Source organism: Bacillus sp. ok061 (assembly GCF_900108285.1).
Taxonomy (GTDB): Bacteria; Bacillota; Bacilli; order Bacillales; family Bacillaceae_G; genus Bacillus_A; species Bacillus_A thuringiensis_S.
In genome coordinates, this window is the sequence record NZ_FNUW01000031.1 from 1 (window position 1) to 25,747 (window position 25,747).

The following is a 25,747-nucleotide window of genomic DNA, read 5'->3' on the forward strand; positions in this document are numbered from 1 at the left end:
GAATAGCTCGATCACGTAAGCGTTTCTGTTTTTGCTCCTCCGTACATTTATAAACCACAATGCGAGTGGGTAGTTTGTCTTTGCTCCCTACATATACATCATGTAATTCATACACTTGGCCAGGTTGTAATTGGTTCATGATGTCTTCCAAATGAATTTGTATATATACTGGCCTCAGTTGAGCAGGTTTTGTTTTAAATACCACTGTTTCGAATTCTTTTCTATATATTTTAGTTGGTAATTTAAGACGCGATAAATAATACCCTTCCTTATCTTGGATCGATTTAAAGTCTTGTAAACGAAAATATCCTAAGTCACGAATATATAGTTCATTCTTTTGTGCCATACCCATTCGAGTCGCACCATACGCCTGATCACTGCGTTTTCCTGGTTCAATTTTCACATCAGAAAACTCTCCACTCAACAAGTCATACTCTAATTGAATTTTCACACCAGCTGTATGACTACAGCCTCCGGCACCAGGATAAGTAGCTGCGAATCGATCTGGAACTTGAAAGGTTGTAGAATCAAGGATGCGAATCCGCTCAAAGTAAGCAGAAAGAGAATGAGAAATTGTAGATAATCCCAATTTTAGCTTGTAGCAGTGTAGTAAATACAGTTCGAAAGAAGAAGGCTACAGAAGCCGAGTTAAATCGCCCATTAAGTCCCTCAGGACTTAATAAAATTCCTGTTGAAGTTTCTAATTGACTACAAAGTTGAGTAAGAGAGGTAGTAGCGATTTGTTTATTTAACCATACACACAAAGATAAAAAATGGTGCCCATGGCACTTACGTTTTCGTTTCATTCCGCCTGCTTCTATTGCTAATCAATTAAGTGTAGCAGGAGACATATAGCGATATAACTCTTCAGCAAATAAAGACAACTCTTGTTTTTGATGCATATTCATAAAAAGCACGTCACCCTTTCTCATTAACATAAGAGAATAGTAACGTGCTTTTAAGTTTAAGAATAGTCTAAATCCTTAAGTTGATGGCTGTGTGGTAATACCCCATATAGTTTAGATAAAACAAGTTCAAATGATATAAAGGTTTCTCACTTTGGAAATCAACGTGAGTCATTGCATCTTTATCTAGACGTAGTGGGATACAAAAGTTTGAACTGCAACAATTGCATGGGGATATTTATTGTATTATCTGAACTACGCAGGAAATAAATGGCATAGATACATTCGGGAATATCGCTTCCTCCAACTGAAAAGGCAGGCTAATCAAAAGAAAGAGAAATGATTATATGAAAACATCACTTCTCTTTCTTTGTATTTACGAGTGGTTCCAAAAAGAAGGAATGGTTGCCGTACCACATAAATGATTACTTTTTCATCCATGCATCTACTAATTTTTTATTCTTTTTTATCCATTTTTCAGCGGCCTGTTCAGGGTCATTCGATTCATTAATCATGGTCATCAACGTTCCGAGTTGCTCATCGGTCATGTTCCAGTTATCAAAATACTTTATAAGCTCTGGATAATCTTTTTCAAATCCTTTACGAACAGAGTAATAAATATCATCTTTTTCTCCATACACCTTTTTAGGATCTTTTAAATATTTAAGATCAAACTCTGAAAAAGCCCAATGTGGATTCCATAATGTTACTGCAATGGGTTTCTTTTGACTATATGCTTTTTTTAATTCACTCATCATAGCGGCTTCTGAAGATTGAACAAGATTTAGCTCTATCCCATATTTGTGTATCGCTTTATCTGTTAAGCCCATTAAACTGCTACCAGGTTCAATACCAATGATTTTGTTGTTAAATTTATCTTTATTTGCATTCAAATCCTCAATACTATTGATATCTGTCATGTATGAAGGAACAACTAAACCAAGACCAGTACCTTTATACCACGCTGACTTTATTACAACATCATCCTTATATTTTTCATATAATGGCTTATCAGTAATTGGTAGCCAGACCTCTAAGTTGGCGTCCACATCTCCTCGTGCTACCCCGGTCCAAATGGCTGCCTTTTCTAAATATAACAATTCAACTTTATAACCTTTTTGCTCAAGTAATACTTTCCACATATTTGCGGTAGCTATGTTTTCTTTCCAACTCGTTACACCAATTTTAATTTTTCCCTTTGCATTACTGTTCGCGCCACTACAAGAAGTAGTAATTATACTAATTAATAATAGTATGCACAGAAGCCATATTTTTTTCTTCATCAAGCTCCTCCTAGTCTCTATGATTAGATATTTCTTCTTTAATTAACGCAGAAAATTATTTCAGTAAAGCTAAATACTTTATAATTATAAATAAATATTTTATAATTATAACTATCAATAATATAAACTAACTATTAATAGCTTAACAAAAAAATAAAAAAAAGTCTTTGATGAACTATTGTAATGTACTATTTGGTTTAAAAATAGTTACAGTATTTGTATAGAGTCAAAGAAAAGGAGTGAAAGAATGAAAGAAACGAAATTACGTGTTGAAAACGTTACAAAAGTATTTGGAAAGAATCCTTCTAAAGGAATCGCTTTACTAGAAGAGGGAAAAAGCAAAGCTGATATATTAAAAGAAACTGGTATGAATATTGGCGTGAACCAGGCAAAATTCGATGTTTATGCTGGTGAAATATTTGTCATTATGGGATTATCCGGTAGTGGGAAATCTACACTTGTTCGTATGTTAAATCAGTTAATCAAACCGACTTCTGGCCATATATATATTGATGGTGAAGATATCGCAACAATGGGAAAAGAATCTCTTCGAAAAGTAAGAAGAAACAAAATGAGTATGGTATTTCAAAAATTCGCCTTATTCCCTCATCGAACGGTTTTACAAAATGTTGCATATGGTTTAGAAATACAAAAAGTATCAAAAGAAGAACGAGAAACAAAAGCGTTAGAATCTCTAAAATTAGTAGGTCTAGAAAACAATAAAGATAGTTATCCGGAACAACTTAGCGGTGGTATGCAGCAGCGTGTTGGTATCGCAAGAGCACTAACAAATAATCCTGATGTCCTACTGATGGATGAATCATTTAGTGCTTTAGATCCGATTATTCGAAAAGAAATGCAAAATGAATTATTAGAACTGCAGGATAAAATGAAAAAAACGATTATTTTTATTACACACGATCTAGATGAAGCACTCCGAATTGGTGATCGTATTGCTTTAATGAAAGACGGAGAAATTGTTCAAATTGGAACACCAGAAGAAATTATGGTGAGTCCTGCAAATGAATTTGTAGAGCAATTTGTTGCTGATGTAAATTTAGGAAAAGTTTTAACCTCTGAATCCATTATGAAAAGACCGGAAACCTTATTAATTGATCGCGGTCCACGTGTTGCACTCCAAATTATGAAAAATGCTAGTGTTTCTAGCGTATATGTAGTGAATAAGAAACATGAGTTTTTAGGTGTCTTAACTGCTGATAATGCTAGTAAAGCTGTTAAAAGACAGGTTCCAATAGCGGATTTATTAGTAACAGACATTCCTCCTGTTTATTTAGATACTCTATTAGAAGAAATGTATATAAAAATGGTTAAGGCAAAGTTACCTCTTCCTGTTCTAGATGATAAACATAGATTACGAGGGATAATAAAGCGTGAAAGTATTATTCAAGCTTTAGCAGGAAATGTAGAGGAAGAGGTGAATGATAATGAATAGTATTCCGCGTATTCCTTTAGGAGAATGGGTTGATACACTTGTTACAAGTTTGTATCAGCATTTCGAAGGGTTTTTCAAAGGATTTTCTTTTATTATCGGAGGATTTGTTGATTTATTAACAAATCTATTAATATTTATCCCAGCCATTATTTTTATTGCAATCACATGCCTATTAGTTTGGTATACCTCCCGTAAAATTTCACTTATAGTATTTTCTTTAATTGGATTTCTGTTTATCCTTAACGTTAACTATTGGGAACAGACCATGCAAACACTAGCTCTTGTCTTGACGTCTGTTATTATCTCTATCATTATAGGTATACCAATTGGGATTTTGGCATCTCAGAACGAAAGGTTTTCCAAATTTTTAAAACCAACTCTTGATTTTATGCAAACAATGCCTGCATTTGTTTATCTTATTCCGGCAATTACATTCTTTGGTGTTGGAGTAGTACCAGGTATTATTGCATCTGTTATTTTTGCAATGCCACCTACTATTCGCTTTACTGAGTTAGGTATTAGGCAAGTACCAGAAGATTTAATTGAAGCAGCTAATGCCTTTGGTTCAACATCGTCACAGAAACTATTCAAAGTACAGCTTCCACTTGCAACTGGAACAATCATGGCTGGTGTAAATCAGAGTATTATGCTTTCTCTATCAATGGTTGTCACTGCATCTCTTGTCGGTGCACCAGGTCTTGGCGTAGACGTCTATCGGTCGGTTACACAAGTTAATATAGGTATGGGCTTTGAAGCAGGCCTTGCTATTGTAGTAATTGCAATTATATTAGATCGAATTACACAAGGTTTTCATAAAAAATAATTATAATACATACTAAAAGTTATTATTTGAAACCGTGAGAAATTTATTGCTTAAAGCTGGTGCAAGTAAGGTAATATTAGTTGGTATTATCCCTTTTAAGTAGACAGTGTAAAAAGACTACATTCTTAATGTGGAATGTTACACTATACTTGAAGGGATATTTTAATGGCAAAAAAAGAACAACATTTCAAAAATATGCAGAGACATTTAAAAGGAAAGAGAAAAAATATGGAGGATAAACCAAAATGAATGATTTTCATATATATGAAGAACAAGCGGATGTACTTAGAAATATTGCACACCCTGTCCGACTTCAATTACTTCAGGAACTGATACGAAGAGGTGGTTGTACTGTGACCGAACTATATCATATGTTGAAAATTCCCCAAGCTACCACTTCTCAACACCTTGCAAAATTGAAAAGAGCTCGTATTGTGAGAAGTATTAATAAAGGAACAGTGAAAACATATCAGGTATGTCATGAACAGATACATCCAATTGTTAATATATTAATGAATACGAGATAGACGAAGAGTAATTTCAATTTCTATTAATGTTTCATGAAGTACTGGATATCTAACCAAATTAGTATGGCGAGGATTAAATTTATTTGAAATTAAGAATAGTAAATCTTAATTTTATCAATTTACTATATATTACATTTATGTAAGTGTTGTTATAAGGACGTTTTTTAAAACTTTCCCCTAATAAAGTTTTGAAAGAGTTGTCTCAGTATTCTCCATATTTGAGTCCTTAACCTCAAATTTAAAATACGCAGTAATAATTGTGATAATTTAACAGAAAAATCATCTTAACATACAGCAAATACAAAAAAGACCGGATATAATATCCGGTCTTTACTTATTATTGATTAATTGGATTTTCACAATATTTCTTTGCAATTGCACTTGCCATATCAATTGCCCTTTGTAGAGTAGCGTGTTTAGAACTAAAATCATAAGGATCAAATCCAAATTCTTCATAAATTTCAAAGGAGATGCTTGTTACAAGTCTATAATTTGAAGGGATAGCTTCATTATCAATTGTTAAATGGAAATCATAACGATCATCAAAACATAATAGTTCAACTTTGAATGTATTATGTGTGCTTGCTTGGCGAAATTGATAATATTCAACTGGATATAAATAATCACCTTCATTTTTGTAGTTAAAGTCTTTAAAAAAAATCTTAATCAACGCCCCTCGTTTGTTTTTTGGGGATATTCCCTATTTTTATCATAAACTCTTACCTATTACAAAGTACATAATTATTAGATTTATTATTTATTGGTGTTTCAAAAACGACGGTTTTTGATAATTATAAAACGAACAAAATTTAATCTTTACAAATCGCTTAACTACGTTATCAAAACTATTATCAAAATCATATTAACTTTACCCCCCCTTTATGATAAAATTATCTTGTAAAGGTTAGGTGATTTCATGAATTCATACATTTATGGCTACGCAAGGGTAAGTACTCAACAACAAGATTTGATTCGTCAACTAGACATGCTTCAAAATTATAACTGTACTGAAATTTTAACTGAAAAAGTAACAGGTACGAAAAGTGATCGTCCAGAGCTTACTCGATTAAAAGATAAAATTAGACCAGGTGATACATTAGTTGTTGAAAGCTTTTCTAGATTAGGAAGAAGTACCAAAGATTTAATTGAACTTGTTGATTTTTTTGAGAATAAGGGAGTTAAGCTAATTAGTATCAAAGAGCAATTTGATACTAATACACCTCAAGGAAAATTGATGTTAACAGTATTTCAAGCATTCAGCCAGTTTGAAAGAGACTTAATTTCTCAACGTACTCAAGAGGGACTTGAAAGTGCAAGAGCGAGGGGAAGAGTCGGTGGACGTCCTCGTGTTAAGGATAGCTTCATTCAACGGGCATTAAAGTTATATGATTCTAAAGAATATAGCATACAAGAAATTGTAAACATGACAGGTATTAGTCAGGCTACGCTTTACCGATACATACGAAAAAGTAAATAAACTGAAAAAGATGAATTTGCTTATATAAAGAATTACATTATAAAATAGTAAGAAGAATAGAAAGACAGGGAGAGGAAACCCATGTCCACAAAATTAGTAAATTTACGTATTGATTTCGCTTTTAAACAGTTATTCGGGACGAAGGGAAACGAAGAGATTTTAACTGGATTTCTAAACGCTATCCTAGAAGAATCTTTAGATGTACCTATTGTAATACGTATTATTACAAAAACTTTGCGAAAAATATCGCAAAGTTTTTTATTTAGTCCTTTAAATATCAACTCCTTAAAATATTTCCCCTTTTTTAGACAGTTTACTTTTAATTTATATTAGTGTGATTTTAAAGGTAAGTTGTACCGTTTGTAAAAAGTTTGATTAAAAATCCTATATAAGGCCTCACCATACATGTCCTTCAATTTAAGAAATGTATACACCCAAAAAACAAAAAAATGAGCTGATTTCTCAAGATAACTAACTGTAGAGAAAGAGAATTTTCATTTAGGGGGTACTTCAAAACCTTAGCTTGATGGAGATGGGACTTTATCCCATTAAGGAGTTTTTTATATTGAAAGCAACGGATATATTATCATACATGTCAATCAATATGCTAAATTACATATCTAAAAAAGTATAATTGGTTAACATTTTCAAAAAAACGATTATTCTTATAAAATTCTGTTAATATCAAACTTGTACCTATATAAAAGAAGGGGATGTTTATATGTTTAAAAAAGTTATATTAGGGATATCATCATTAGCAATGGCATCGGTAGTTGGTTTAGGAATGGCATCGGAGACATCTGCAGGACCAGCGGCACCTCTAACTTCTTTAAGTGTAGTGAAAGTAGAGTCACAATTGGGTGGGGTTGAATACATTAATCCTAATAGTTTTAGTACAACTAAAGATCATGGGGGAAGTTACTTATATGTTTACACAAAAGAAATAGGGTATGGCCAGTTTCCTTTTGCGAAAATGAATGGATTTGATGTGAAAAGTATTGGTTCACAAATAATTGGTGGTAATCCTATTATAGGTTGGGAATATAAATGGGATGCATCAAATCATCAAGAAGGGACTTTTGAATATCAAAAGACATCAATAAACTATCCAAGAGATACGTGGCGTACTTCACTATATATTAAATAGTCAGTTTTATATATTCGTAGCATAAAAATCCCTGCACCTTGTGTGGGGATTTTTTCATAAAGAAAAGACACCTTAAGGTGTCTTCCTCCGGCTTAAACCACTTTACTTTTAATAATATGTATTGGACTTCTATCCAAATACAATTTTATCATATTTTCCACAAAATGAAAGTGCATTCAATAGCCTGCTTAATGGTTTTATCCATAACTTCTTTATATGTATTAAACTCTTTATTTTTTATATCACTATTTATCTGTGAAAGGAAATCGCCTTTAGCGTATATAGGAAAGAATAGTATTGGAGCTGAGTTCCCTGGCTCATCATAGTACTTCTTAGCTTTCTCTAAATCTTCTATCTTACTAAATGGGGTAGTGACAGGGTAGTTGTCATAGACCGCAAAATAAGTAAGGTTGAACTAACAGTAGCATTAAAACCATCTATTATCATAATTAATATAGAAGAAACTTATTCTAAATGGAAAAATGGGGAATAACAGCTATTATATTTATGGAAATGTTAGAGCTAAAGAAAAATACGTTTTATAAAATAATGAAGGAATATGAGAGGGAAAAGTAGCATCTTTCCTATGAAAAATCCAACTTTTCCCTGGCTGTAAGAATCCTGGGGTTTTTGCACCAGAACAGTATTATATATCAAGAAAAATAAAAGACAACTCTAATTAAGAGCTGTCTTTTTGTGTAATAAATTTTAAAAAATCTGAAGATATAAAAACGAATATAATACGTTATGGTTATTATTATAACAAAAACGAATAGTATTTTGAATAAAAAAATATTTGAATGAGCTTTTGGGATTTTGTTAACAATGTTCAAAAATAAACTTTTTGTAAAGGTTTTCTTTGAATATAATTATTTATTTTTAAAATATAATCATGGTTATTGTATTTCAATGGTTTCCTTATAAACCTTAGCTATATATTTAACAAATTAATGACGGGATAGTGTATGAGTGAACCCATGCCCATCAACTTAAGGAATGTAAACACCCCAAAAACAAAAAATGAGCTGACTTCTCAAAATAACTAACTGTAGAGAAAGAGAATTTTCATTTAGGGGGTACTTTTATGCTAGAAAAAAGGCTTAGAAGTTGAGTAACTCAAAAATTAAATTAGGATAATCCGTAATTATATGCTAGACTTGGTTAACCATTTGATTTACTGTTTTCATGTCCTTTACGAGTGGGGGGGGCTTTGTTTCACAGAAAAAAGAAAAGCAGACTCCCATAAAAGAGCCTGCCTTCCCCGCTTTGTAAAATTAAGCAGCTTTACGTACGTTTGAAGCTTGAGGTCCACGTTGACCTTGCTCCAAATCAAAAGTCACTGCTTGACCTTCTTCTAAAGTTTTGTAACCTTCGCCTTGAATCGCTGAGAAATGAACGAATACATCGTCTCCACCTTCACGTTCGATGAATCCGAATCCTTTTTCACCATTAAACCATTTTACATTACCTTTTTCCATTTGTATTGCCTCCTAGTGTGTAAACACACACAATGTAATACTATCCTTGCTCTCAGTGATCATAAAGGTGAAAAGTTACAAATCCTTTACACCGAACAAAAATAATTAATTTTAATAATAACATTTTTTGTAATAAATGTCAAGGTAAAGAAAAGATATTAAGGTCATTATTTCTTTATGATAATCATTGCCGTATATGGGGTATGTGTAGCAATGGAACAAAATCACGCAGCAAACACTAGCGGACATTTATTTTAAGGGTTATTTCATATATTAGTGGACATAAAATAGCTATTTTGAATGACTTGATGTCCGCTAATGCTTGTTGTTTTATCCTGTTCCATTGCTATACATACCCCTGTTAGAAAATGAAACTTTATTCGATAGCCGTAAGTTTCGTGAAATGTGTGACATGGGTCGGTTGATTGAAGATCAATTTTTATCTTTGCTTTCCTATGTTGCAGATCAAGAGCGTAAAAAAATCAATCAGTGACGAGCAGAGGGGATTGCTGTAGCTAATTTAGGACGTCCTCAGGTGAACCTTTCAACCCTAAGCAAACAACAAATGCATATATATAGAAGAAACTTATTCTAAATGGAAAAGTGGCGAAATAACAGCTACTATGTTTATGCAAATGTTAGAGCTAAAGAAAATACGTTTCATAAAATAATGAAGGAATATGAGGAAATAAAGTAGGATCTCTCTTATTAGAAATCCTACTTTTTCTTTGGTTGTAAGAACCTTGATGTTTTTGTATCAGAATAGTATTGTGTATATCGAAAAAAATAAAAGACAACACCAATTAAGAGTTGTCTTTTTGTGTAATAAAATCCCCAAAATATGAAAATATACAAACGAATATAATACGTTATGGTTGATATTATAACAAAACCGAAGAGTATTGAAAATAAACCTTTTATAAAGGTTTCCTTTAAATATGATTACTGTATTTCGAGGGGTTCCTTATAAATCTTGGCTATATATTTTACAAAATCAATGACGGGATAGTATATGAGTGAACGGTGCTGCGTAAAGCGAACCCCTGCTTTTTCCATTTTTGAAATGAGTTGTTCAACTTCCAACTCTTTTTGTTGTATTCTATTATAATTTTGATATACAATGTTTTTCCATTGATAGGAAGAGCCGTGAAAATAACTTTCTCCTTTTACCCTGTGGCTAAATATAATTTCTATTTTTTCTCTACGTTGTTTTTCCTTCATATGCGCTTCCGTTGACTGCATGTTTATCGCCTCTTCCCTTTTTTGTTGTATAACAAAATTTGGTCTAACCCACCATACATAGCCAATGTACATTGTTCTAGTTGGGATTTGTCGTGTAAGGCTATCTCATCCACTGTATTTGGTTTTCAAGTGCTTAATCTAATATATTGGATTTACATCTAAATAAGTTGTTAGTGTGTATAAAACACTATCTATCTTTATTATAAAACGATTCTTTATAAGCATGCACCTTTTTACACTCACGAAGATTTATAACATGACGAGTATCTTCATCCATGAATGTTATTCTGTATTTACTGAGGTTAGTTTCTTTATTTAGGCTAACTAACATATTGTATGCCTCAGTATCTATTTTATAAAAAAAGAAAATAGATGTAACGGTCCCCTTTATAATAAAAAAATCCTATAAAAACATAGCGCTCTTAAGGAGTTTTTTTACAAATTTATTATGTTGGACTTAAAAAAAGGAAAGTAATATTTATTTGTAGAAAATTTTTAAGGATAAAAATGAATGTAAAAATAGGATGACTATCTATGATAAGAAAAGGGGGCACTTATATATGCTAACAAATGATTTGGATTTCCGATTAGAACCACGTTTAAAAGAACTGTATGAACAACATAAAATAAGAGCGCAGAAGATAGACTGGGGTTATCATGAGTTTTTACCATGGGATAAGGGAATGGACTTTAAAAGAGTTCCTTGGGATGAAAGTCAAGTTACTCTTCCTTCTGGCGTAATTACGGCTATTGAAACAGCTTTATTAACAGAAGTGAATTTGCCATGGTTTACAACGTATTTATCTGCGACTTTTAAAGGATCTCTTTCTGTTATTACAGACTTCATTCATACTTGGACCTCAGAAGAGGATCAACATTCGAATTTATTGGAGACATATTTACTACTCACTCGAAGTGTGAATCCTAAGCGAATACATGAATTAAGAAAGTCAGTCGTTGAGGGTGGATTTGAGCCTGATTTTCATACACCAATTGAAGCCATGACGTATACGACGCTACAAGAACTTGCAACGATGGTGTTTTACAATAATGTCGCTAAGGTTGCAAATAAGCATGATCCGGATCTTGCTACATTATTACGCCGTCTTGCAAAAGATGAAACACTTCATTATGCGTTTTATCGAGACGTTATTCGAATACATTTAGAATTGGAACCAAATTATTGTTACCATATTGCCAATGTGATTAGGAATTTTAAAATGCCAGGTGCTGTCATGCCTGATTTTGAAAATAGAATGGCTGTGATTGCAAAAGAAGCGAATTATGGACCACTACAATATTTTGATCAAGTACTTGATGTAGTGGTTGAGTATTGGGGGTTAAAAGACTTACGACCCATTGCACCTTTAGCTGAAAAAGCAAGAATTGAGATTTTGGAATACCACACAAGATTGAAAAAAATACGGGATCGATTTGGTCGTTTTCAAGGGAAAACTGATCTACGTTAATGAGTAGAGATTTCAGAATATAAGCGGGGAAATTCCCCTTCTCTTTATGGGAAATCTGACACACCCCCTATTGTTTTTGGGGGTGTTTTCTATTTTATTTAATTTTTGTTGAAAAGTAATTGACGATAAAAATGATTTTATGATATTATAAAATATTTGATAAAAAATAGAATATATGTTAAGGTTAAGAAGGTTACCATATATGGAGGTGGATTATATGTTTCAAATTGGCGATAACATTGTTTATCCAATGCACGGAGCAGGTATAATTGAAGCCATAGAAGAAAAAGAATTCTCAGGGAAAAAACAACAGTATTATGTGATAAAAATGTCAATCCGTAATATGCAAGTCATGATTCCTACGGGAAAAATATTGAGTTCGAGTATACGACCAGTTACTGATATACTTGCATTAAAACACATTATATACATTTTCCAGCATGGAGAATCAGATAGATTACTGCCGTGGAAACAAAGGCATAAAGTGAACACGGACAAAATAAAAACGGGTGAAATACAAGAAGGTGCTGAAGTTGTACGTGATTTAATGCGTATGAAGAAAGAAAAAGCACTGAATACAAGCGACAAAAAAATGTTGGATAACGCACATGAATTTTTGATTAGTGAACTAGGATTAATTAAAGGGATCACTGAAAATCAAATAAAAAGTTTTTGTTAAGGTTCATTATAGATAATGTATGACATCTCCCGGAAATATCCTGAATTTTTCGGGAATATGATGAGTATTAAAAGTAAATCATTTCAAAGACATTCAACTTCTTCAACTCACTTTTAGAGTAGAAACCTCTTTTGTTATTACTTCAATCTAATCTATTTTTATTTTTAAATTTCTTTTACGAACGTTCGAAGTTTCATTAAATAACTCGATCAAATAGTCACTTGATTTTTGCAATCCTGATTCACACTGGCACGGACAAGGAGCCGTAAGGATGAAAGAGAGGTAGGGCTTTCATTGTTTTAGGTATATATATCTAAGTCATTATTTCTAGAAGAAAAAACAATCAATCTCATCTCTATCTGTAAGAATTTTTACATTTACTGAGACAGTGAATAGTAATTGCTTATCTACTTTTCATAAGAGAGATACTCGAGTTGGTAACATCTAAATATATGGTCAACGATACAAATTGATGGGAGTTCTAGAACTAGAACCCATTTTTACAATTTATTTCACATAATAAGATTACATGAAACAAGCAGAAGGAGTGAAGATATGAAACGCATGCCAACGCAAGAATTAAGTAACGAGTTAAAGAAGCGGAAAGGGATTACTTCTATTAAGATTGAGCCTTATGAAAAAATTGAAGTTGGTGGAATTGTTGTAGATGGACCGGCTGTTATTTTAATTAATCAAGAATATCTAAAAATTGTTGAATGAAGAAAAGGATGATCCTTTACGAAAAGGGATGATCCTTTTTGTTTGCTGCAGCTAATATGGGATATAAATAACTTTCATCTAATGTATTGGGGTTAAAAGGAAGGAGAGGATCGGGATTATCATAGTGGTAAGCTTAATATTGGTAGGGTTTCTTTTTATGTTATATAAATTAGTTGCTTAAAAAAACTAATTATTTGAACCGATAGATTGTTTTCTTTTTAAGGGCGAGATTTATTTTATAGGAAAATTGATAATTTTAAGGAGGAATTTAGATGTATGCAAGGAAACAACGCATAAAATACGAGAAGATGTCAAAGAACTATGAACGGATTTCTTTAGTTTCGTTGCTCCTATTAATTGTACTTGTTTGTAGTAGTGTAATTATCATAGGAGCTACAGGGGGGGAATATGGAGTGTTTTTGTTGGTAGCGATTTTACTGAACGCACGTATTACGAAAGAATCTCAAAAAAAGTATGAGCAGTATGCTAATAAAGGGCATATTTAAAATAATACATATTTTGAAAAGAACAAGCTGAATGTACATTCAAAATATCCTTATACCATCACCTATTAACTAGCAAAAGGAACCTTATTAAAATGTTAGTTTCGTTCCTATAATGAATTATCCTTCTAGCATATTTAAAAGATTTACATCATATATTAAGAGAAAGAATGTAAGTTAGAAAGGAGTCTTATAGAATGAGTTATTTAGAGGGAAATGATTTTAGTGAACAAAATAGGGTAAGTGTACCTAATCCCTACGTATATCAGACATTACAATCGATAATTGGTAAACATGTGGTTATTGAAACTGTAAGAGGCAATGTAAGGGGAGAGCTAAAGGATGTGAAACCAGATCATTTGCTTATTGAAGATACAGTACCATATATTGTACGCATTCAACAAATTGTATGGGTTATGCCAAAACAATGATCAAATTACATCTAATTTGATTTATAACAAATTGGTTTCATAGACGACCAAATAAAAACACAGGGTTTTATCTCTGTGTTTCTTCAAATTTTCGTTTTTGGATATATGCTTGAGCATGAATAATTTCTTTCTGCAGTTCTTTTAATTCTTCAGTAGATCCCGTTTCAATCCTCATGTACGTAGTAACTAGACTAATCATCATATCCATCTTTTCTACTATATTTTGAATGACGTGTTCAGATTGCTCTTTTTTAGGGTGTTGTATTGCTATTAATACATTTTCTATATAATTGTTCTTTCTTTGCTGGATATCATAAATAAACTGTTTTGTGTTTGAGTTCATTTTTTGTTCCTCCGTTTCGGATATATTTCCATTCTATCATATCTGAATGGAAATATATTGGATTACCTTATGTTTACACCTTCTTGTACATCTCCTCAAATATACAAACTAATTCCTTAACGTACAGAGAACTAATCGAAATGTGTCAATTTCATGTCTAAACGTACAATTTTCTTTTCGGGGTAGGTGACCCCATATAGATATATCAAATAGATATATCTATATGGTCTATACCCCTAGCATATAAATCCACTAATTAACCAATTCCAAGTATATAAGCATTTCTTAAAAAGAAAATTTTTATTACGCACATAATCTATTTAGGTTATGTGCTTTTTTGTCGAAATTAACAGAAATAATTTTCAGAAATATTATTGATTAATCACGAAAACTTGATAGTATAGAAATACAGAAAATCACGTTTTCGTGATTGGAGAGGGGGAATATAATGACCGATAAGAAGAATTCTGTAGAAAAAGTTTTTTAAACTCCCCACTTTTCAATGTTTTTACAGCAAGTGAAGCCGAACAGAAGTGGGGATTGGAAAAAGGTACCGTGAGATTGCCTTGTGTACGCGGTAAATTAAAAAATTACGTAGAATTAGGGTTAGTCAAGAAGTCAGGAAATATATGGCTTCTGACTAAAGGGGTTATGACTGAAGTATACGGATTTCAAAAGGATTAGGGATCTATAAACCACAAGAAATACCCATTAAAAATAGACATAAAAAAGCCCCCACCACCGCCAAGTAAGTAAGGGCTTTTCCAGATACATTATAAAAGAAAGGCTGATTCTAGATTACAATTAGCTACCTAAAAACTCATCACAGCAAGAATATTTTATCATATTTAACTAAAAAAGAAAATTATTATAAAAAACCAATTTAAATAAGCGATATAATGTCACTTGTAAATGGTTTATAGATAATTGTATTACCTCAAAAATTTGCTTCTTCGGTACATTTGAAATATCTATTTTTATGGTTGTAGCTACATATATAATCTCTGGAATATATTTTGGGTTTTAATTCTAATATCTTTCAACCTATATAATTGAGGAGGAACTATTTGATGAATAAAAAATCTGTAAATGTAAAAATTGGTGATTCTGTACAATTCCGTTATCGTCATGATTCGTCAGTAACACTAATTGGTTCGGTAGTTAATGTATTAACTAATACCATTATTGTGGATGTCTCAGATTCTTCAAATAAGATCTCTGGACTAGAAAATCGGCAACTAGTAAAGTTGGGTCAGTTTAAAAAAATTTGTAAACAAGATTTGTTCTTAGCGCAATAATTTTCCCTTATAACTAATTCCTTTCAAAAATACAATTTATCTCCATCTAACATATGTCAATACGATTGTAGAAGATTTAAAATGCATATTTTAAAGTTGGATTTCTTTGCTCATCCCTTCGAGGGGATGGGCAAAAACCCCTTTTTTGACAATGTTTAAGATGAGGGAATTCCTGTTACGTAAGAAACAGAAAGAGCTAAGTGAATATAAAACGATGTACATAATTAAAGATTATTTTTCAATTTTTCACTAAGCATTACACAAAAACACCCAAGAGCTATCAAAGTTTCTACTTCGTCTGCTTAACCTCCTACAGCGCAACGAACGAAAATCTCTCATCGATACGAGAAAAAGACAGTCTTTGATATTTTAGGTGTTGTCTATGAGTATATCACTTCTACTCATCAGGTAGCATGGTAAAAAAATTCAAACCCGTCAGGGTTTATTTAATATGCCTACTTTTATAACATCTATAAACAATAATAAAATACTACGTGAAAAGACTGTGTTTTGTATAAAAATATACCTTAAGTTGATGGAGGTGGGGTTCTACCTCTAATGGAGCGGATAGATAAACGGATTATGAAGGAGGAGCAAAGATGACAAACAAAATTGAATTGGCGCAGGCTTTATTTAGAAAGAATCAATGAATTAACTAAGGGTTGTAACGACATAGAAACACCGTTGGTAAAAGTATATCACTCAACCTAAATAAAAATGAGCCTTGAGTGTGAAGCTCAAGACTCATTTTTTAAGGGTAAGGTCGAATTGGCGACCTTACAAACTAATAATACCAAAAATTAACATATAAGACAAATTATAAATTATCTGAATGTTATGTTAATAAAAAACTAAAGTGGCAGGTGCCACCACTAATGCATCTGTTCCTGGATATTCAAAGGGTGCATACAAAATGCATCCGCTAGCTAAAACTAGCATCAAAAAAAGCCCGTACAGAAGCACAAGCCGGTTGTAAAACAACGGTGATTACATTTTAACAGGATAGTTAGAAATTATCAAAACCAAATAAAAAACAGCCTTATCCCTAAGACCGTTTGGTTATTAAAAATGAAAAACGCCCAGTTGGGAGACGGGGCGTTTTTCGAAAAGTCGAAAGATTATGAGCTGTTATCATATCATATCAATTTTTCCTAGTAAAGGGAAGAATGTGGAAATGAAAGGAGGTGTAGTTCTAATGTATTGCAAGGGTGGAGTGCTATATCCAGTAGCGTTAACAAACGAACAAAACAAGATGCTGCAAATGTCATCAATGTTATTTCAAGCATTAAAAGTGGTTTTTGATAAACCGCAAGGACAAGCTAGAGGATATACAAATACTTTTTTACCAGGCGGTCATATTAAATTTGGAGAGAGTGCAAAAGATGCATTGATAAGAGAGATTCAAGAAGAATTAGGCATTAAATGCACAGTAAATAATTTTCTTGGATTAGTTGGACACAAATGGGAGAAAAATGGAGAATTACATTGCGAGGTAAATCAAGTATTTGCGGTTAATAGTCATGAGTTACAAAATAATTTAAAATCTAGCGAATCACACCTTAAGTTTTTCTGGTGTGATGGAAAACATTTGGATGATATGGTGACCCCATTAAGCAAAGAAGAGCAAATACCCCAAATAACTTAATGGCAGTTTAGTTTAATAAGAACCAATGGTAAAATGATGAGAATTAATTATGCTATGGGGCTGGTCAGTTGTAATTTTATAAAGGAGTTGTGAAAAGTTGAAATATCGCAAAGCAAATATCGATGATATTGATAAATTGGTCGAGTTAAGAAAAAAGCAATTAGTTGATGAGGGGATAGAACCTAATATAGATATTGGTAGAGAACTATATGCTTTCTTTAAAAATAAACTAAGTGAAGGTACTTTAATTCAATGGCTAGTGGAAGATAATGAAGAAACTATAGCTTGTGGTGCAGTAATTTTTTATGAATTTCCACCTTGTTACACCAATAAGACTGGAAAAAAGGCTTATATCACAAATATGTATACTAATGAAAATTATCGTGGGCAAGGAATCGCAACAAAGCTGTTAACTAAATTAGTTGATGAAGTTAAGATTTCAGGTATCTCACAAATATGGCTTGGGGCTTCAAAAATGGGTAGACCAGTGTATAAGAAGTTTGGTTTTATGGAAACTAATGAATTTCTAGAATTAGGGTGTTTTTGCCCATCCACCGAAAAAGGGGAATAAGACAAGATATTCCAATGTGGAAAAGTAACTCTAAAATCAACCTTTATTATATATTTTGGAGTTACTTGACGTTAACTTTTCTACGGAAAGTTGACACTTTTATCCTATGCCTAAAGGCGGACTGAATTCCTGCATAGGCTTTCCAGTATCACTGAATTTGTAATGAAAAGTTGTGAACAATTGAAAAAATAATGGTTGAAATAATGAAAGGTGAGAAGGAGTTTATTTCTAATAAGCGAAATATTATATTGTATTGTTTTATCCTAAATTATTTGTAAAGGTGGATACATAATGACAGTAAAGAAGCTTTATTTCCTCCCAGCAGGTCGTTGTATGTTAGATCATTCTTCAGTTAATAGTACACTTACACCGGGTAAACTACTAAACTTACCTGTTTGGTGTTATCTTTTGGAGACAGAAGAGGGACTTATTTTAGTAGATACAGGTATGCCAGAAAGTGCTCTTAATAATGAGAATTTTTTTAAAGGTACATTTGTTGAAGGGCAAGTTTTACCTAAAATGAATGAGAACGATAGGATCGCAAATATTTTAAAGCGTGCCGGATATGAGCCAGAAGATCTTCTTTATATCATTAGTTCACACTTGCATTTTGATCATGCAGGAGGAAATGGCGTTTTTACAAATACACCAATTATTGTACAGCGTGCTGAATATGAGGTAGCACTCTACAGAGAGGAATATTTGAAAGAATGTATATTGCCGAATTTAAACTATAAAATCATTGAAGGGGATTATGAAGTAGTGCCAGGTGTGCAATTAATATATACACCGGGACATACGCCAGGGCATCAGTCATTATTAATTGAGACGGAAAAATCTGGTCCAGTGTTGCTAACTATTGATGCATCATATACGAAAGAAAACTTTGAAGATGAAGTACCGTTTGCTGGATTTGACTCGGATTTAGCTTTATCTTCAATAAAACGTTTAAAAGATGTTGTTAAGAAAGAAAATCCGATTATTTTCTTTGGCCATGATATGGAGCAAGAAAAGGGCTGTAAAGTGTTCCCAGATTATTTGTGATATAGCATATAAAAAGTCATTTGCTCGTTTTGAAGTGACCCCCGAAAGTTAGACAGGTCGTTTCATTAGGTAGTCTCTAGGGTATGAGCCCGGAATTGTACCGGGCTCATACCCTTTAATTTTGCCTTAATTCTTTTATGATTATAGTAGTCTATATATTTTGCTAATTCTTGTTTGAAATGTGTTATACTTTCAAATTCTTTTCGATACAGAAATTCCGATTTCATGATACCGAAAAAATTTTCAATAACGGCATTGTCATAACAGTTTCCTTTGCGAGACATACTTTGTGTTATGCCACATTGCTTAAGAGAATGACGGTATTGTTTCATTTGATAGTGCCACCCTTGATCAGAATGAATGAGGAGTTTGTCTTGATCTGTTACACGTTCAATGGCTTGGTCTAACATTGTTGAAACAAGGGAATAGGTCGGTCTTGAACCAATTGTATACGTGATAATTTCACCATTAAATAAATCTAACATTGGTGATAGGTATAACTTCTCCCCAAACAACTTAAACTCCGTAATATCTGTAACCCACTTTTCATTTGGTTTGTCGGCTTGGAAGTTACGATTTAAAATATTCGGCGCAATTTTCCCAACTGTCCCTTTGTAAGAGCGATATTTTTTCATACGAACAAGGTATTTTAACCCTATTTCTTTCATAAGGCGATACACTTTTTTATGATTTATTTTTTGTCCACAATTCATCAGTTCATCACGAATAAGCCGATACCCATAACACCCACCATGTTCATCATAAATAGCTTGAATCAGTTCTTTTACCTCCGCATTTGAATCAGGACGATTGAACCGTTTGATCCAGTAATAGTACGTACTACGTGGAATGTTTGCGAGTTGAAGTAACTCTTTGACAGGAAATTCATGCCTTAACTCGTAGATTACTTGGGCTTTGTCTTGTTTGGTGATTATTTCTTGTTTTGAACTAAGGTATTCAACTTTTTTAAATATGCATTTTCCATACGTAAACGCTCATTTTCCGCTTGTAGTGCTTCTATTGAGTCCTCTACTACTGGTTTTGTTTTTTTATCTTTCATGGTTGGACGCCCCTTTTTCTTTGAATGTAGGGCATCCAATCCTCCTGTTTCATAAGCTATTTTCCATTTCTGAAGTGTTTCATAAGACGGAATATTGAAAAGTACCGCTGTTTCTCTGATAGATGTCCCGTGTTCATTCATATAATTAAGTACGTTTAGTTTATACTGGGTAGAGTAGGATGTATAGCGTTTTTTAAAAGCATTTTAACCTGAAGATTCATATCGTCTAATCCACTCACGAAGTAAGCTAGGAGTAACTTCTATAGATTTAGCAATTGTTTTTCCGCTTTCTGTACCATCTAAATATCGTTTTACTGTTTGGATTTTTTCTGTTGAAGAAAATTTATCCATAAAAAATGCACCTCCAATTGTTAAACTGTGTCTAACAATTGGGGGTCAATTCATTAGCTCATGACTTTTTGTTTTGGGGTGCTATAAAATTCTTAAGTTTATGGGCATGTATGGTGACCCCTATAAAGAGAAAAATAAGGGAAACTTTGAACGTCAAGCAAGTGGATATTAATACAATTTCAATTTTATAAGAAATGAGGGGAACGAAATGAAAAACAAAAAGAGAAATTTGAAGATATAAGAGCGGATGAAGGAGAATTTGAAGCGTTTGAGTTCCTAGAAGATTTAGTGAAAAAAGATATAGGTGTTGCTTAGGTTATTGTAACGGAATACAAAGATTAGAAACTTAACAAAAGCGTTATTTGTGCGACACGTTTCCTCATAAGTGTACAAACACGAAATAGGAGGGTTATCAATTTGATAACAACAACTGATTGACTGAAAGTAGGAATGAAAGCCGTCAGGTTGAGCTGAAACTACTTATCTGATACTCCTACATGCAAGGCGTGATAGTAGTCACAAGTTGTATGTAGCTAGGTGAAGTCGGCTGAACAAAAACTAAGTGAAAAATCATATGGTGATGGATAGGTCGGGATGCTACAAAATATCTATGGTGAGAATGTCCACATGGACTGGCGAACTTGCGAATGTACGGGTCTAAACGCTTAATACATTAGAAATGTGTATGTCGTCAATGACGACGTTATCTACCGAAAAGTAAGAGTAAATGATATGAAATTCGGAACATCTAACGATGAAGGTGTAAAGATAACAGGCTTAAAGCAAGCACCTAATGATATATGTATAGCTAAGTCAATTGGAACGTGGTAAGCAAGAAACTGTCATCAAAGCCTACTAGCAGACAGGTGCATATAAGGTTCTAACGAACCGAAATTGCTTCATTCTTGTGAAGGTGGGGGAACAGTACCAACGAAGCATGTAACGAATGTGGAGGGATAGTCCCTAGTCTTGTTCTTTGAAAATTAAATTAATTAGATGTAACTCACAGGATCGATTAAGATGATGTGATCTTTCGTAAGAAAGGGGAATGAATACGTTGGTGAGTACAACATTGTTTGTAATCTAGTTGCTTTAGTATAGAAGAATAAGATGGGACGCTGTATGCGATGAAAGTCGTACGTACAGTGTTAAGCGGGGGAAAAGATGGAGATAACTTCAAAGTCTTACCTATCGCAACTGCACTGAAATGAGGGAACGTAATGAAAATGGTTCGTAGACGTGCTGTTATTCGATTAGAGAAGCAAAGGCAAAGTAAAAATAGATTTAGTGCGGTTAAATGGGAAGTACACATGAATTTAGGTAAGCGCAACTATCAGACCAAATACATGTTAGGTTCATACCAAGACATGCAATCGGAGATGCTAGGATTAACACCTTTTGACCTGGTCAAGAAAAACTGGAACATCAATTAGATTACGCAATTGATTTTGAATATTGATATGGAGTCAAGCCATTTAATGATGAGTGAGGGCGAATGGAATGATAGTACATATAAATAAATTCAGCCACTAATTGTTTTACTTGAGCGAGAGAAATCAGTTCTTCTCCATGTAAGCATTCGCGTTTAAAGATGCTAAAAAACGATTCCATCACGGCATTATCCCAACAGTTTCCCTTGCGGGACATACTTTGTTGAATCTTTTGTTGATTACAAAAATCAGTAACCTTATAACTGCTAAACTGAGATCCTTGATCACTATGAAATAAGATCCTCTTTTGACCTCCATAAGCATGTTTAACTTGCTGAATTGTATCTTTTACCAATTGAGCATCTTGGTGAGTATCCAACGAATCACCCAGCACCCGTCGGGTGCCGATATCTAATGCTGCACAAAAATATACTTTCAGCCCATTCACTAAACGAAACTCTGTGATATCACATACAACAGCTGGAACTTCTTTCTTTCCTGGTTGAAATGAGCGCGCTAGTACATTTGGAAAGGTATGATGTTCGTGCTTTCTTTTCTTATAATACGTAACAACTTTTGACTTTAATCCAGCTTCGCATAAAGCTTGTCTTACTTGAAATAAAAGCACCATAACGCCTTTGTTTACAAGGTAACGGAACAGTTTTCGATAGCCCATTCTACATTTTAAACGTTTAAATTGCATAACAATATAAGCCGCGGTCTTTTTACGTTTTTTCTGACTTTCAGTGGGCTTGCGGTGGAAATAGTCGTAAAAACCACTAACAGAAACTTGTAATCGATGGCAAAGCCAGCGCACTCCAAATAGTTGATGATATTGTCTGATAAATTGAAAGCGTGTTAGTTTTGGTTGCTGGCAAAGAAGGTTGCCGCCTTTTTTAGAAATTTATTTTTTTTTTAAAGCCTGGATTTCTCTTCGTAAAGAACGCAGTTCTTCCATATCAGATTTCTCATTATCCAAAAATGGGGAAGAATATTTCTTTATCCATGCATTTAGGGTCCCGTTACCTAAATCAAATTCTCTTTGAATACTGGAAATTGTGCGCCCTTCTTTAACCACCAATTCTACACATTGTTTTTTAAACATTTCATCATACTGTTTTTTCATCTGAAACACCTCTCATATAGAATAATTTATATCTATACTGTGTTCCAGTTTTACTGTACCACTTCAAAGTAAGACTTCTAAAATGTTAGATCTTAGAAGTCTTAGATTTTCCATATGGGGCCTTGCAATATTATCTTTCTTGTCTTTCTTGTCCTTCTGTTTGATTCGCTTGGAACTCCGTTTTCATCGCAATACTATCTCCCTGGAACATATCCTGGTCCATATTATTATCTTCAAAGATAAACTTTATCCAGAACCAATCCATCTTACCCGCCTTTAATCCACCCGTATCTGCACATTTTGCAAGGAATATTTTAAGAAACGTGACTTCCGGATTTTGTAATTTTAATTCTGCAAGGGTTGTTTTATATACAGGACTTTTAGCTGGATCCAAATCCAAAAGAAATTGTACTTTAATATGTTTACCGAAATCGTCTTCCTGATTATCTCGTTTTAAATCGTTCACGGTATAATCTACTTTCATTAGAACATCTTTAATATCTAACGTACCACTATTTTTTTAATTGAATTTCTTTAAAATTTTATCCCCAGGTTTTAAATTATCTAAATTAAGAGAAGTGGTAGGCTGCATAGCAAGATCTAATGTCCCCGCGGCTAATCCGTTATTTGTCACAACCTGATCACTAAAATAAGCATATGTCCCCCCACCGATTAAAGATAAACCAAGAGCGGCTGAAACCACTCGCCTAATTTCTTTTTCCAAGACATGTTTTGTTCCTCCCTATAGTATTTTTCCCTATTAAATCAAAAAAACTTTCCTCATACAGGTGTAACATAAATTCTAATTTTCTTAATTAATCATAAGATACACCTATATTGAGAAAATCACAGGAGTATTCTTTATGTAATAGGTTCCCGTGTCCGTCTACATAAGAAACTTTATTCCCCCAAAAGTATCAAAAAATCTTATTCTGTCTAAACAAGTTAAATAGAAAGAACTACGAAGTAACAGATAAAAAAGAGACTAAAAAAATATTTTGTAGTCTCTTTTTTGATTTTACTTATTGAACCATGGCAGATACGATTACAGTAAATTCAGAGGTAGCATTCTTAGGATTGGCAATATAAAGAGATCTTTTAGATACGACACTTGTTCGATTGCCACTTAATACACCAGAGAAATGAGTAGGGTCTGGTGCAGCAGACTTATCTTCCATTACATTAAAACTAATAAAATCCGGGTTCCCGCCACCTTCAATCTCCCATTTTAAATATTTTGTTCCTGCAGGGAGATTTTCAGTACTAAAGTTACCACTTGAACGATTTTTCTGTCCTGGTTGTGGTCCTTTACTTGATCTTACTCTTGCAATCTCTACTGTCGCTTTGGTTTCCATATCCATTCCCCTTTTCATAATAAATGTATATTTTAGTTAGGTTACTACAGCAACCTAACTAAAATATACAACTTGTAGAAAAAAATGGGTATTGAGAAATGTTACGGCGTCTTTATTCATAAATTAAAGCATATATGTTTATGCCAACTAATGATGTAGCATTCCGAACATTATCAATGTACAGTTCTTTCTTTTGTACTACTTCAGTTCGATTTTCGTGTAAAACATCACTAAAAATAAGGTCATCTATGTCCCAGAATTTATCTTCCATTACGTCAAAAAGAATATCATCTAAATCACCACTACCTGCTAATTCCCATTTCAAAAAACTCGTGCCTTCGGGTAAAGTTGCAGTACTAAATAACTGACCTGGATATATAGTTGTTACCAATAGTCTCTTTTTTATCTTCATATTCATAGCCCCTTTTCCAATAAGCATCATTTACTAAAATATATATTTTTTAAAGGAATTTAGGTATTGATAAAATCTACATAATACTTATTATTGGTGAATGCGAAAACATAAAGGTGGTCTTAAAGATTACTTTATTAATTTGAAATTCTTTAATCGTTTAAAAAGGTATACCTTTTTAAACGGTAGGTCTATATCTATTAAACATTGGAATATCAAGTTTATAAAGGTGGTATAAATATTTTTATAAACGTTTATTTTTAACGAATATCTTTATAAGAAAAAATGGTATAATTGAGGTAAAAAATGTAAGGTTAATACTAAAAATGGAAAATATTTATGGGTATATACGTGTAAGTACAAAAGAACAAAATGAACAACGTCAGTTACATAAGATGATGGAACGAGGAGTGGAAGCTCGACGCATTTTTGTCGATAAAGCAAGTGGACGAAATTTTGATCGCCCGCAATATCAATTGTTAAGAAAAATATTAAGTCAAGGTGATATTGTCTATATAGATGCCCTAGATCGTATGAGGTGTAACTACGATGAAGTAATTTCTGAGTGGAAATACATCACAAGGGAATTACAAGCTGATATTGTGGTTTTAGAAAATGAAACTCTGTTTGATAGTCGTAAATTTCGCGAGATGGGTGATATGGGAAGATTAATGGAAGACCAATTCTTATCTTTGCTTTCCTATGTTGCAGATCAAGAACGTAAAAAGACGGAAGGTATTGCGGTAGCTAAATCTCAAGGAAAGCATTTAGGACGTCCTCAAGTGAACCTTTTGACCTTAAGCAAACAACAAATAAGTATAATAGAAGAAACTCATTCAAAATGGAAGAACGGAGAAATAACAGCTATTATGTTTATGACAATGTTAGAATTAAAGAAAAACACATTTTATAAAATAATGAAAGAATATGAAGAAGCAAAGTAGCATCTCTACTATAGGAAATGCCATTTTGCCC

At 33.0% G+C, this 25,747-nt stretch carries 24 protein-coding genes and 10 pseudogenes; 21 read left to right on the forward strand and 13 right to left on the reverse strand.

The genetic code is table 11. The features are described from left to right. Together C4S65_RS27640 and C4S65_RS27645 are read right to left on the reverse strand one after the other, a co-directional pair. Window positions 1-908, reverse strand: a pseudogene (locus tag C4S65_RS27640) (IS4 family transposase); the annotation flags it as partial. 422 nt (window positions 909-1,330) lie between these two features. Then, window positions 1,331-2,188, reverse strand: coding sequence for a glycine betaine ABC transporter substrate-binding protein (locus C4S65_RS27645; RefSeq protein WP_103945646.1), 858 nt, complete (start codon window positions 2,186-2,188; stop codon window positions 1,331-1,333). Between the two features lie 247 nt (window positions 2,189-2,435). On the opposite strand from C4S65_RS27645, the gene C4S65_RS27650 reads away from it, so the two are divergent. From C4S65_RS27650 to C4S65_RS27665, 3 genes are all read left to right on the forward strand, one after another. Then, window positions 2,436-3,641, forward strand: a complete 1,206-nt coding sequence (locus C4S65_RS27650) for a glycine betaine/L-proline ABC transporter ATP-binding protein (RefSeq protein WP_103945647.1) — start codon at window positions 2,436-2,438, stop codon at window positions 3,639-3,641. Continuing rightward, the gene (locus C4S65_RS27655) at window positions 3,634-4,464 is read left to right on the forward strand and encodes a proline/glycine betaine ABC transporter permease (RefSeq protein ID WP_103945648.1); all 831 of its coding nucleotides are present in this window, start codon (window positions 3,634-3,636) and stop codon (window positions 4,462-4,464) included. The genes C4S65_RS27650 and C4S65_RS27655 overlap by 8 nt, the downstream gene beginning before the upstream one ends. 245 nt (window positions 4,465-4,709) lie before the next feature. Continuing rightward, the gene (locus C4S65_RS27665; RefSeq protein ID WP_103945649.1) at window positions 4,710-4,991 is read left to right on the forward strand and encodes a metalloregulator ArsR/SmtB family transcription factor; all 282 of its coding nucleotides are present in this window, start codon (window positions 4,710-4,712) and stop codon (window positions 4,989-4,991) included. A 337-nt stretch (window positions 4,992-5,328) separates the two neighbouring features. Here the strand turns inward: C4S65_RS27665 and C4S65_RS27670 are convergent, their stop codons facing one another. Beyond that, window positions 5,329-5,661, reverse strand: coding sequence for a hypothetical protein (locus C4S65_RS27670; RefSeq protein ID WP_181032150.1), 333 nt, complete (start codon window positions 5,659-5,661; stop codon window positions 5,329-5,331). A 246-nt stretch (window positions 5,662-5,907) separates the two neighbouring features. Here C4S65_RS27670 and C4S65_RS27675 point away from each other — a divergent pair. The 3 genes and pseudogenes from C4S65_RS27675 to C4S65_RS27685 form a co-directional block, all read left to right on the forward strand. Beyond that, window positions 5,908-6,465, forward strand: a pseudogene (locus C4S65_RS27675) (recombinase family protein); the annotation flags it as partial. A gap of 84 nt (window positions 6,466-6,549) precedes the next feature. Then, window positions 6,550-6,678 (forward strand): annotated as a pseudogene (locus tag C4S65_RS27680) (PD-(D/E)XK nuclease family transposase); the annotation flags it as partial. Window positions 6,679-7,189: 511 nt separating this feature from the next. Beyond that, complete coding sequence (locus C4S65_RS27685; protein ID WP_103945651.1) at window positions 7,190-7,615, forward strand: DUF4879 domain-containing protein; 426 nt, start codon at window positions 7,190-7,192, stop codon at window positions 7,613-7,615. Window positions 7,616-7,763: 148 nt separating this feature from the next. Here the strand turns inward: C4S65_RS27685 and C4S65_RS35410 are convergent. Beyond that, a pseudogene (locus C4S65_RS35410) lies at window positions 7,764-7,979 on the reverse strand (stress protein); the annotation flags it as partial. 90 nt (window positions 7,980-8,069) lie between these two features. Between C4S65_RS35410 and C4S65_RS35415 the strand changes: the two are divergent. After that, a pseudogene (locus C4S65_RS35415) lies at window positions 8,070-8,191 on the forward strand (recombinase family protein); the annotation flags it as partial. Window positions 8,192-8,889: 698 nt separating this feature from the next. On the opposite strand, the gene C4S65_RS27700 reads toward C4S65_RS35415, so the two are convergent. After that, the gene (locus C4S65_RS27700) at window positions 8,890-9,093 is read right to left on the reverse strand and encodes a cold-shock protein (protein ID WP_044784723.1); all 204 of its coding nucleotides are present in this window, start codon (window positions 9,091-9,093) and stop codon (window positions 8,890-8,892) included. Between the two features lie 358 nt (window positions 9,094-9,451). On the opposite strand from C4S65_RS27700, the pseudogene C4S65_RS35420 reads away from it, so the two are divergent. Beyond that, window positions 9,452-9,790: pseudogene (locus tag C4S65_RS35420) on the forward strand (recombinase family protein); the annotation flags it as partial. Between the two features lie 245 nt (window positions 9,791-10,035). Here the strand turns inward: C4S65_RS35420 and C4S65_RS27710 are convergent. Further along, on the reverse strand, window positions 10,036-10,335 hold the full coding sequence (locus C4S65_RS27710) for a hypothetical protein (RefSeq protein WP_103945652.1): 300 nt from the start codon (window positions 10,333-10,335) through the stop codon (window positions 10,036-10,038). 560 nt (window positions 10,336-10,895) lie between these two features. Here C4S65_RS27710 and C4S65_RS27715 point away from each other — a divergent pair. The 5 genes from C4S65_RS27715 to C4S65_RS27735 all read left to right on the forward strand — a co-directional run bounded on the left by C4S65_RS27715 (window position 10,896) and on the right by C4S65_RS27735 (window position 14,137). Next, window positions 10,896-11,804: an acyl-ACP desaturase gene (locus C4S65_RS27715; protein WP_103945653.1), complete on the forward strand. Its 909-nt coding sequence runs from the start codon at window positions 10,896-10,898 to the stop codon at window positions 11,802-11,804. 217 nt (window positions 11,805-12,021) lie between these two features. Next, entirely contained in the window at window positions 12,022-12,483 is a 462-nt protein-coding gene (locus C4S65_RS27720) for a CarD family transcriptional regulator (RefSeq protein WP_181032151.1), read from the forward strand. A 555-nt stretch (window positions 12,484-13,038) separates the two neighbouring features. Then, complete coding sequence (locus C4S65_RS27725; protein WP_000827566.1) at window positions 13,039-13,203, forward strand: BC1881 family protein; 165 nt, start codon at window positions 13,039-13,041, stop codon at window positions 13,201-13,203. Window positions 13,204-13,475: 272 nt separating this feature from the next. Then, window positions 13,476-13,709, forward strand: a complete 234-nt coding sequence (locus C4S65_RS27730) for a hypothetical protein (RefSeq protein ID WP_103945655.1) — start codon at window positions 13,476-13,478, stop codon at window positions 13,707-13,709. 194 nt (window positions 13,710-13,903) lie between these two features. Continuing rightward, entirely contained in the window at window positions 13,904-14,137 is a 234-nt protein-coding gene (locus tag C4S65_RS27735) for a YuzF family protein (protein ID WP_103945656.1), read from the forward strand. 67 nt (window positions 14,138-14,204) lie between these two features. Here C4S65_RS27735 and C4S65_RS27740 read toward each other — a convergent pair whose 3' ends face one another. Further along, window positions 14,205-14,480, reverse strand: coding sequence for a hypothetical protein (locus C4S65_RS27740; RefSeq protein ID WP_103945657.1), 276 nt, complete (start codon window positions 14,478-14,480; stop codon window positions 14,205-14,207). Between the two features lie 507 nt (window positions 14,481-14,987). Here C4S65_RS27740 and C4S65_RS34930 point away from each other — a divergent pair. From C4S65_RS34930 to aiiA, 6 genes and pseudogenes are all read left to right on the forward strand, one after another. Next, window positions 14,988-15,164 (forward strand): annotated as a pseudogene (locus tag C4S65_RS34930) (helix-turn-helix domain-containing protein); the annotation flags it as partial. 386 nt (window positions 15,165-15,550) lie between these two features. Continuing rightward, window positions 15,551-15,778, forward strand: a complete 228-nt coding sequence (locus C4S65_RS27755; protein WP_103945658.1) for a methyltransferase — start codon at window positions 15,551-15,553, stop codon at window positions 15,776-15,778. Window positions 15,779-15,848: 70 nt separating this feature from the next. Continuing rightward, window positions 15,849-16,198: pseudogene (locus C4S65_RS27760) on the forward strand (IS4 family transposase); the annotation flags it as partial. A gap of 754 nt (window positions 16,199-16,952) precedes the next feature. Next, window positions 16,953-17,423: an NUDIX domain-containing protein gene (locus C4S65_RS27765; RefSeq protein ID WP_258043890.1), complete on the forward strand. Its 471-nt coding sequence runs from the start codon at window positions 16,953-16,955 to the stop codon at window positions 17,421-17,423. A 97-nt stretch (window positions 17,424-17,520) separates the two neighbouring features. Further along, the gene (locus C4S65_RS27770; RefSeq protein WP_103945659.1) at window positions 17,521-17,994 is read left to right on the forward strand and encodes a GNAT family N-acetyltransferase; all 474 of its coding nucleotides are present in this window, start codon (window positions 17,521-17,523) and stop codon (window positions 17,992-17,994) included. A 291-nt stretch (window positions 17,995-18,285) separates the two neighbouring features. Beyond that, complete coding sequence (gene aiiA, locus C4S65_RS27775) at window positions 18,286-19,038, forward strand: N-acyl homoserine lactonase AiiA (RefSeq protein ID WP_103945660.1); 753 nt, start codon at window positions 18,286-18,288, stop codon at window positions 19,036-19,038. Between the two features lie 65 nt (window positions 19,039-19,103). Here the strand turns inward: aiiA and C4S65_RS27780 are convergent. Continuing rightward, window positions 19,104-20,449, reverse strand: a pseudogene (locus tag C4S65_RS27780) (IS3 family transposase). A 1,220-nt stretch (window positions 20,450-21,669) separates the two neighbouring features. Between C4S65_RS27780 and C4S65_RS27795 the strand changes: the two are divergent. Continuing rightward, window positions 21,670-21,882 carry a hypothetical protein gene (locus C4S65_RS27795; RefSeq protein WP_103945664.1) on the forward strand — a complete coding sequence of 71 codons (213 nt, stop codon included), beginning with the start codon at window positions 21,670-21,672 and terminating at the stop codon, window positions 21,880-21,882. A 1-nt stretch (window position 21,883) separates the two neighbouring features. Here C4S65_RS27795 and C4S65_RS27800 read toward each other — a convergent pair whose 3' ends face one another. From C4S65_RS27800 to C4S65_RS27820, 5 genes and pseudogenes are all read right to left on the reverse strand, one after another. Then, window positions 21,884-22,783, reverse strand: coding sequence for an IS3 family transposase (locus C4S65_RS27800; RefSeq protein ID WP_142391593.1), 900 nt, complete (start codon window positions 22,781-22,783; stop codon window positions 21,884-21,886). After that, complete coding sequence (locus tag C4S65_RS27805) at window positions 22,784-23,005, reverse strand: transposase (protein ID WP_103945666.1); 222 nt, start codon at window positions 23,003-23,005, stop codon at window positions 22,784-22,786. It lies immediately after the preceding gene. Window positions 23,006-23,135: 130 nt separating this feature from the next. After that, a pseudogene (locus C4S65_RS27810) lies at window positions 23,136-23,734 on the reverse strand (TasA family protein). Window positions 23,735-24,027: 293 nt separating this feature from the next. After that, window positions 24,028-24,360: a DeoR family transcriptional regulator gene (locus tag C4S65_RS27815; protein ID WP_103945667.1), complete on the reverse strand. Its 333-nt coding sequence runs from the start codon at window positions 24,358-24,360 to the stop codon at window positions 24,028-24,030. Between the two features lie 112 nt (window positions 24,361-24,472). Continuing rightward, on the reverse strand, window positions 24,473-24,772 hold the full coding sequence (locus C4S65_RS27820; RefSeq protein WP_103945668.1) for a hypothetical protein: 300 nt from the start codon (window positions 24,770-24,772) through the stop codon (window positions 24,473-24,475). A 326-nt stretch (window positions 24,773-25,098) separates the two neighbouring features. On the opposite strand from C4S65_RS27820, the gene C4S65_RS27825 reads away from it, so the two are divergent. Then, on the forward strand, window positions 25,099-25,716 hold the full coding sequence (locus tag C4S65_RS27825) for a recombinase family protein (protein WP_103945669.1): 618 nt from the start codon (window positions 25,099-25,101) through the stop codon (window positions 25,714-25,716). Window positions 25,717-25,747: the final 31 nt, after the last annotated feature.

What these genes read in the sequence shown, in the direction of transcription:
- C4S65_RS27655 (WP_103945648.1), top strand. Translation starts at nt 3,634, where the DNA reads ATGAATAGTATTCCGCGTATTCCTTTAGGAGAATGGGTTGATACACTT.
- C4S65_RS27730 (WP_103945655.1), top strand. Translation starts at nt 13,476, where the DNA reads ATGTATGCAAGGAAACAACGCATAAAATACGAGAAGATGTCAAAGAAC.
- C4S65_RS27755 (WP_103945658.1), top strand. Translation starts at nt 15,551, where the DNA reads ATGAATAAAAAATCTGTAAATGTAAAAATTGGTGATTCTGTACAATTC.
- C4S65_RS27720 (WP_181032151.1), top strand. Translation starts at nt 12,022, where the DNA reads ATGTTTCAAATTGGCGATAACATTGTTTATCCAATGCACGGAGCAGGT.
- C4S65_RS27815 (WP_103945667.1), bottom strand. Translation starts at nt 24,360, where the DNA reads ATGGAAACCAAAGCGACAGTAGAGATTGCAAGAGTAAGATCAAGTAAA.
- C4S65_RS27650 (WP_103945647.1), top strand. Translation starts at nt 2,436, where the DNA reads ATGAAAGAAACGAAATTACGTGTTGAAAACGTTACAAAAGTATTTGGA.
- aiiA (WP_103945660.1), top strand. Translation starts at nt 18,286, where the DNA reads ATGACAGTAAAGAAGCTTTATTTCCTCCCAGCAGGTCGTTGTATGTTA.
- C4S65_RS27740 (WP_103945657.1), bottom strand. Translation starts at nt 14,480, where the DNA reads ATGAACTCAAACACAAAACAGTTTATTTATGATATCCAGCAAAGAAAG.
- C4S65_RS27765 (WP_258043890.1), top strand. Translation starts at nt 16,953, where the DNA reads ATGAAAGGAGGTGTAGTTCTAATGTATTGCAAGGGTGGAGTGCTATAT.
- C4S65_RS27735 (WP_103945656.1), top strand. Translation starts at nt 13,904, where the DNA reads ATGAGTTATTTAGAGGGAAATGATTTTAGTGAACAAAATAGGGTAAGT.
- C4S65_RS27715 (WP_103945653.1), top strand. Translation starts at nt 10,896, where the DNA reads ATGCTAACAAATGATTTGGATTTCCGATTAGAACCACGTTTAAAAGAA.
- C4S65_RS27795 (WP_103945664.1), top strand. Translation starts at nt 21,670, where the DNA reads ATGAAAATGGTTCGTAGACGTGCTGTTATTCGATTAGAGAAGCAAAGG.
- C4S65_RS27645 (WP_103945646.1), bottom strand. Translation starts at nt 2,188, where the DNA reads ATGAAGAAAAAAATATGGCTTCTGTGCATACTATTATTAATTAGTATA.
- C4S65_RS27685 (WP_103945651.1), top strand. Translation starts at nt 7,190, where the DNA reads ATGTTTAAAAAAGTTATATTAGGGATATCATCATTAGCAATGGCATCG.
- C4S65_RS27825 (WP_103945669.1), top strand. Translation starts at nt 25,099, where the DNA reads ATGGAAAATATTTATGGGTATATACGTGTAAGTACAAAAGAACAAAAT.
- C4S65_RS27700 (WP_044784723.1), bottom strand. Translation starts at nt 9,093, where the DNA reads ATGGAAAAAGGTAATGTAAAATGGTTTAATGGTGAAAAAGGATTCGGA.
- C4S65_RS27725 (WP_000827566.1), top strand. Translation starts at nt 13,039, where the DNA reads ATGAAACGCATGCCAACGCAAGAATTAAGTAACGAGTTAAAGAAGCGG.
- C4S65_RS27710 (WP_103945652.1), bottom strand. Translation starts at nt 10,335, where the DNA reads ATGCAGTCAACGGAAGCGCATATGAAGGAAAAACAACGTAGAGAAAAA.
- C4S65_RS27820 (WP_103945668.1), bottom strand. Translation starts at nt 24,772, where the DNA reads ATGAAGATAAAAAAGAGACTATTGGTAACAACTATATATCCAGGTCAG.
- C4S65_RS27665 (WP_103945649.1), top strand. Translation starts at nt 4,710, where the DNA reads ATGAATGATTTTCATATATATGAAGAACAAGCGGATGTACTTAGAAAT.
- C4S65_RS27805 (WP_103945666.1), bottom strand. Translation starts at nt 23,005, where the DNA reads ATGAAAAAACAGTATGATGAAATGTTTAAAAAACAATGTGTAGAATTG.